This is a genomic window from Rhodoblastus sp., from assembly GCF_052145335.1.
GTDB lineage: Bacteria > Pseudomonadota > Alphaproteobacteria > Rhizobiales > Beijerinckiaceae > Rhodoblastus.
In genome coordinates, this window is the sequence record NZ_JBKQOU010000316.1 from 1 (window position 1) to 5,755 (window position 5,755).

Sequence of the window (5,755 nt, forward strand, 5' to 3'; positions counted from 1 at the left end):
CCCCCCCCCCCCCCCCCCCCGCCGCGTCGCGATGATGGAAAGCGCCTGTCCCGGCGGCGTCTCGCTGCGCACCAGACGAAAGGCAGGCCCTTCGAACGCATCGTTCAGATAAAGATGGGCCAGAAACAGATGCTCGTATAAAAAGCGGCTCATCAACCGCTCCTTGAGCGAAGCGCCGTTCAGGAAGCGCTCCCATTCGGCGATTTCGGCTTCCTCTTGCGCCGATAGCGGCGCCGGCCCCTCATCTGGTGCGCCCTGTTCGAGCCATCGAACTATCAGATCCTGATCCGCCGGATCTATGCCCGGCAAGCCAAAGGGCATACCGGCGAGCGGATGGGTTTTTTGATAAATTTCGAAAGTCTCGATCTTCGGGCAACTCTGCTGACGATCAATGCCGAAATCGAGAACATCCGGCGCGAGGCCGGCGACAGGTGGCGGATGGGCCTGTTTCAACGCGAGAACGCGATAGATCAGACTCGAGGACCGATTTTGCTCCGGCGAGTTCCTGTATTCGCTCAATACCGGATAAAAGCCTTTCTTCCGCCATTCGGATGCTTTTTGCGCGTCGACGAACAGACGCGTCGGCGGCGCCTCGACAATTCTCGAACCGTCATAGACCTTCTCGGAGCTATAGCCGCGCGCGATCCCCTCCCAACTTCCGAGTTTTAACTGGCAAGGCGCGTCGTAGCAGGCGTGGCAGACGACACAGCGGTTTTCGAGAATGGGTTCGATCTGCTTTCGGTAACTCACGAGTCCGGCAGATGCGGCCGGCCTGTCGTAACGCCGGGAATCGGCCTCGCCGTGTTCGCTCCAAAACCGTAAGGCGTAAAACCCGATGGCGAGAGCCCCAACAAATAGGAAAAGGGCGATAAGCAAGCCGAAACGACGAAGCCATTGAGACATGAGCAATTCCGGCCGATTGGGCTTCAGCAAAAATGAGGCGCCGCCGACGACTTGCCGCCGGAATCGCAATGTCTCGGCCCTGCTCGACCCGGAGCACAATGCTATTCCGGCCATTACCGAATGAGCGGCAGTTGCGACGGGACTGTGCATTCAAAGCGGCTTTTTGGCAAACCCGAACATCGAGAGCAATAGGCGCCGCGAATTTCGGGCGCTTTCCGATTGACGTGATGACTTCAGGCGCAGGGGCGAGCTTGTTCCAGGGTTGCGTGGGGAAAGTCTGCTTTGAGCAGCGCCGCGGATCGACGCGCCCTTCTCTCCGCATGTCCGCAAACTCGTCGGCTCTCTGGCGAAGAAGAATGGCGCGCCGATTCGGCACTTGAAAATCGGCGCGGTCATCGTCCGCGAATTTCGCGGCGAGCTGGATGAGGTTTTCGTCGCCGCCGACGGATTTACCTCGCAGGGCAAGACTTATGCGAGCCTGTCGGCAATCGCCAAGAAAATCACCGGCACGCACAAACTGGAACGGTCCGCGCTTCTTTGGGCTGCGGGGAGAACCTGAAGGAGCGCCGAAGGAAACGCGGGCTGTCCCGGCGCCTTCGCCGTTCAAGCGGCAGACAAATGTCCAGAGACTCCAGGCGTCACTCGACAGAACATAATCTCGATCTCGCCTTCAACTCCCTTGACGCGCAGCGAGAGGCTTGTGAGGCCTATTACAAGAGCCAGGCTCACGAAGGCTGGAGCCTTGTTCAGGACAGGTTGACGACGACAGTCTGTCCGGCGCCTAGCTGGACCGCCCTGCCCTGCAGACGCTGAGGCGCGGGCGCGGAAATAGAAAAACACCAAAAATACTGAGCCTGCCGCTGATATCGGCAGGCCATTCTTGTTCTTGCCGTCACTTCAAGACTGCAAGGAAATCCACTTCGCGATCTGCGGCCATGTTTCCTTAAGCGTTCTCGCGCCCATGAAAAGCCCGATATGACCGCCGGGCGCGATCCGCGAGACGATTTTGTCTCTTGGCGTTCCTATGTGCTTTTCGGCATTAAGCACTTGCTCGGGCGTGGTGATGTCATCGCTTTCTCCTGCGAGGAGAAAGGTCGGGCAGACAATGTTCTGCAGGTTCAGTTTGCGCCCAAGGCCGACAAACTCGCCTTTGCAGAAGCGGTTTTCCTTGAACAGTTGATTGATCGCCTGAAGGTACCAACGGCCGGGGAGGTCGAGAGGATGCTCGTACCAACTCGCAAATATTTCCGTCTTCTTGACATAATCCGGATCGTCGATATGCAGCAGAAGCTCGGCGGGTTCGCGCAGGTAATGCTGGGACGGATTCATGTTCTTCCATCCCTGCAACATGACGTCGCCGCGCATCAGGCCGCCGCCCGCCGCGACAAGATCCTCGTAAAAGTGCGGCGGCGCCAGCTTGACCATCTTTTTCAACGGGCCGTCGCCCGCCTCGGTATCGATGGGCGAGCCTGCGAGCACCAGAGAATTGACCTTTTCCGGGAAACGCGCCGCGATCATGGCCGACATCCAGCCGCCCTGACACAGGCCGACGAGATTGACCTTCCCGCCAAGATCGTCGATTGCGACGACCATGTCGGCCAGATAATTGTCGATGTCGAAATCCTTCATGTCCGGAGTCGCCGACTTCCAGTGGGTGAGAGCGACATGGCCGACGCCATTTTCGAGCAAGGTCGCGACTAGGCTTTGCCCCTCGCGAAAGTCCGCGATCACCGCGGAATGCCCGGCAAAGGGCGCATCGACGAGCGTCGGAAGCGGCGACGGCCGGCCATAATCGCGCAAGGTCATTGTCCTCAGCTCAAGCCTGGGTTCATTGGGCGTCGCGAGCTGCGGGCGCAATTCTTCGAAGATCTTGACCCCTTCGTTGAGAGCCTTTGCGTTGCGAACGAAGAGATCCAGCCCGTCTTGCGCAATCTTGTGGGTGGCCAGGAGCGGCCAGAACAAGGGAACGCTTGACAGCGCCGGGTCAGGTTGCGTGATCACATCTGTTTTCTGCATGGACATACCGAAAGGCCTCCTGATGTTGGACGTCGTCACCGCGAGCGACGCCACACTTCGTTGGGTTGAAGGAAAAAGAACATGAAGCGCGGCGTCATCGGCCCCAGACCAGCGACAATTCGGCGTCGCCCGGGAAGCCGTCCGGAAAGCTCACGATCCGCGCGGAGAGGGCGAAACCGAGTGGCCGCAATTGCTTGTCCCAGCGCAGGAAAAAATCCGCCGCCTTGCCGCGCAGGGTGGCCGGCCAGTCGGGATCCGGCTGGTTGATGGCGCGACCGCCGTCCGTGCAAAGGGCGGCCGGAAAAGTCAAAGCCGCGACGCCCGATTCGCCGCGGCGGGCCGCCTCGCTCGCAAAGCTCACGAGATTGACGAATTCGGTCTCGGTGAAGCGGGCGGCCAGGAGCTCCCTGACAAGTTCATTGCGCTTTTTATGCGCCTGCCACGACGCCTCGTCTCTCATTTGCGCCTTGTCGCGCTCGAAGGCGTTCACCATTTCCTTGAGGCTCGCGGCGGTGACCGCTCCCTGCGGCGCTTCGGCCGGCAGCGCCGGCGCCGGCGGCGGCGGGGGCGCCGTCGGTCGCAGCTTCGCCAGCGCAATTCGAATGTCCTCGCCCAAGGCCTCAACGGCTTCCGACGTCACCGGCATCGCCGGCTTTCGCTCCCCGGGCGCGAAGAAGCGCAAAAGGTCGGCGCGGGTGATGACGCCGACCACCGCTCCCAGTCGCGTAACAAGGATGCGCTTGACCCGATGCTGCGTCATCAGGTCGGCGACTCCGGCGATCGGCGCGTCCTGATCGACGCAGAGCGCAGGCTTGGACATGATCTGGCGCACTGTCTCGCCCTCCCGCTCCAGCGCGTCGAGATAGTTCGCGGCGATGTCCTGGCCGCCGGCCAGAACGGCCACCCAGGCTTCGCGCTGCCTCTCGCGCGTCGTGGCGTCGGAGAAGCGGAAATCACTTTCGCTGACGACGCCGAGCGGCCGGCCCTCGCTATCGACAACCGGCAGGCCGCTGACATGAAGACGCAGCATCGCCTCCGCCGCCGCGCGGGCGGTGTCATCCGGCCCGACGGTGACGACCCGCGAGGTCATCACGTCACTGGCGCATTTGCGCTCGATGGAACGGGCGATATCCAACATGGCGGTCTCCTTTTGTGCGAGCAGAATGCGGTTTCATTTCGAATGCGATTCGAGGCGTTGAGCTTGACAGTTTTGCGGGCGGATCAACCGGAACGGCCTATCCCTCGCGATCGTGCGCGCGCCCTGCGAATCGCGGGCCGCGATAGTGCAGCCCGAACATATGGATGGTTTCGTCGATCGACTCGGCTTCGGAAACGGGTAGGCTTTCGCGACCCAATCCGCGGCCAGTTTGAGGATCTATAACGGCGTCGAAACTGTCGGCGATCCAAGGAAACTCACGAGAATCGACCATCAGCATGCGGAGAAAGCCGTCGTAATCGGAATGCCTGTGGAGCTGCAGGAAACCGCGCTCGAAGAACAGACGCTCGGCGGCCTCCACGATGGCCTCTCTCGCCCTCCCCCTCGCCGGACCTTTGAGCCGTCCCTGGCTGAACCATCGCGAAATTCCATGCGCAACCCTTATTGCACTGATTGATGCAATTTTATATACTGCACCATGCAGTGCATTGCAAGGCCATAATTTCCCGCGCTGAATTGCTGACAGGAAAACCTTGAAAGAAACCGGCGGCCAGATTGGCGGCGCCAAGGCCGATCATCTCCTGATTTGGATCGACATTCGTGCGCGCTCGCGCAGCATAGGCGCGCGACAGCACGCTGGTGTCGGCAAAGGAAACCATGGCCACGGCGAAACCGCCGATCAGAACCGGGACGAGCGCGTCGGCGTCGACCCAGGGAAACGAGAAAGCCGGCAATCCGCGCGGAAGGGGCCCGAGGACGGAAAGACCGCCCCGTTCCGTAAGGTTGAAGACGTCGACCAGCAAAGTCGCTCCGGCGACCGCGATCAGAATCGCCGGAAAGCGCTTGTTGTTTTCAGCGCGAAGATCACGGCGAGAACCCCTGCGCCGATAGCAAAGGCCACCCAGTTCACCTTGCCCTGGGCGACAGCTTGGGCGATGCCCAGAGCTTCCGCAACGGTCCGTCGGCCTCGACGGAGAAGCCGAAGAATTTCGGCAATTGGCTGACCAGCACCGTCAGCGCGATCCCGTTCATATAAGCATAGCGAATAGGCTTGGAGAGCAGTTCCGTCACGAAGCCCAACCGGGCCGCGCCCGCCAGTATGCAGACGAGACCTGACACCACAGCCATTATGCTCGCCAGTGACGCGGCGCGCGCCGGATCGCCGCCGGAAAGCGGAAGGACCACGCCGAGAATGACGGCGGCGAGAGACGAATCAGGTTCTAGATGTGAGCTTGCAAAAGGTTGTCCATCCGGACCGGACCGAGGAAGATGGAGTTGCGAAGCTTCACCTTTTCCCGGAGGCCCGGATGAACATCCATAAGAATGCCCGTTTGACCTCGCACGGTCGAGCGGAATTAGCGCGTCGTGTCGTTGAAGGCGGCCAGTCGGTCGCCGAAGTCGCCGCCGCCTTCCACGTCTGCGCCAAGACCGCCCGCAAATGGGCCGAACGGTTCCGTCGGCTTGGTGCAGAAGGAATGTCCGACGCCTCCTCGCGCCCGCATCGCCTCCGCAGACCCACTCCACAAGCGCTGGTCGATGACATCATCGCTCTACGCCGCCAGCGCTTCACCGGAAAGCATATTGCCAAGCTTACCGGTGTCTCGACGGCGACCGTCAGCCGCATTCTTAGGCGCGCCAGGTTGAGCCGCATGCGCGATCTTGAGCCCGCTGAGCCGGTCA

The 5,755-nt window shown here is 61.1% G+C and carries 8 protein-coding genes; 2 read left to right on the forward strand and 6 right to left on the reverse strand.

What is annotated here, in order from left to right; all coding sequences use genetic code 11:
- Positions 1-750: fatty acid cis/trans isomerase (locus tag ACLP2E_RS19195; protein WP_442466839.1), on the reverse strand; the 750-nt coding region annotated here is incomplete at its 3' end.
- A 496-nt stretch (positions 751-1,246) separates the two neighbouring features.
- Here ACLP2E_RS19195 and ACLP2E_RS19200 point away from each other — a divergent pair.
- The gene (locus tag ACLP2E_RS19200; RefSeq protein WP_442466845.1) at positions 1,247-1,462 is read left to right on the forward strand and encodes a DUF2924 domain-containing protein; all 216 of its coding nucleotides are present in this window, start codon (positions 1,247-1,249) and stop codon (positions 1,460-1,462) included.
- Positions 1,463-1,800: 338 nt separating this feature from the next.
- On the opposite strand, the gene ACLP2E_RS19205 is transcribed toward ACLP2E_RS19200, so the two are convergent.
- From ACLP2E_RS19205 to ACLP2E_RS19225, 5 genes are all read right to left on the reverse strand, one after another.
- Positions 1,801-2,925: an alpha/beta fold hydrolase gene (locus tag ACLP2E_RS19205; RefSeq protein ID WP_442464527.1), complete on the reverse strand. Its 1,125-nt coding sequence runs from the start codon at positions 2,923-2,925 to the stop codon at positions 1,801-1,803.
- A gap of 88 nt (positions 2,926-3,013) precedes the next feature.
- Complete coding sequence (locus ACLP2E_RS19210) at positions 3,014-4,057, reverse strand: CBS domain-containing protein (RefSeq protein WP_442466840.1); 1,044 nt, start codon at positions 4,055-4,057, stop codon at positions 3,014-3,016.
- A 97-nt stretch (positions 4,058-4,154) separates the two neighbouring features.
- Positions 4,155-4,436 carry a hypothetical protein gene (locus ACLP2E_RS19215; RefSeq protein WP_442466841.1) on the reverse strand — a complete coding sequence of 94 codons (282 nt, stop codon included), beginning with the start codon at positions 4,434-4,436 and terminating at the stop codon, positions 4,155-4,157.
- A 103-nt stretch (positions 4,437-4,539) separates the two neighbouring features.
- On the reverse strand, positions 4,540-4,878 hold the full coding sequence (locus ACLP2E_RS19220; protein WP_442466842.1) for a SulP family inorganic anion transporter: 339 nt from the start codon (positions 4,876-4,878) through the stop codon (positions 4,540-4,542).
- A 103-nt stretch (positions 4,879-4,981) separates the two neighbouring features.
- A complete protein-coding gene (locus tag ACLP2E_RS19225) occupies positions 4,982-5,260 on the reverse strand; it encodes a SulP family inorganic anion transporter (protein WP_442466843.1) in 279 nt (92 codons plus the stop codon).
- A gap of 47 nt (positions 5,261-5,307) precedes the next feature.
- Here ACLP2E_RS19225 and ACLP2E_RS19230 point away from each other — a divergent pair.
- The coding region (locus ACLP2E_RS19230; RefSeq protein ID WP_442466844.1) for a leucine zipper domain-containing protein at positions 5,308-5,755 on the forward strand (448 nt) is incomplete at its 3' end.

Bases quoted from the DNA above. Each gene is read 5' to 3' on its own strand.
- ACLP2E_RS19210 (WP_442466840.1), bottom strand. From the start codon at position 4,057: ATGTTGGATATCGCCCGTTCCATCGAGCGCAAATGCGCCAGTGACGTG.
- ACLP2E_RS19205 (WP_442464527.1), bottom strand. From the start codon at position 2,925: ATGTCCATGCAGAAAACAGATGTGATCACGCAACCTGACCCGGCGCTG.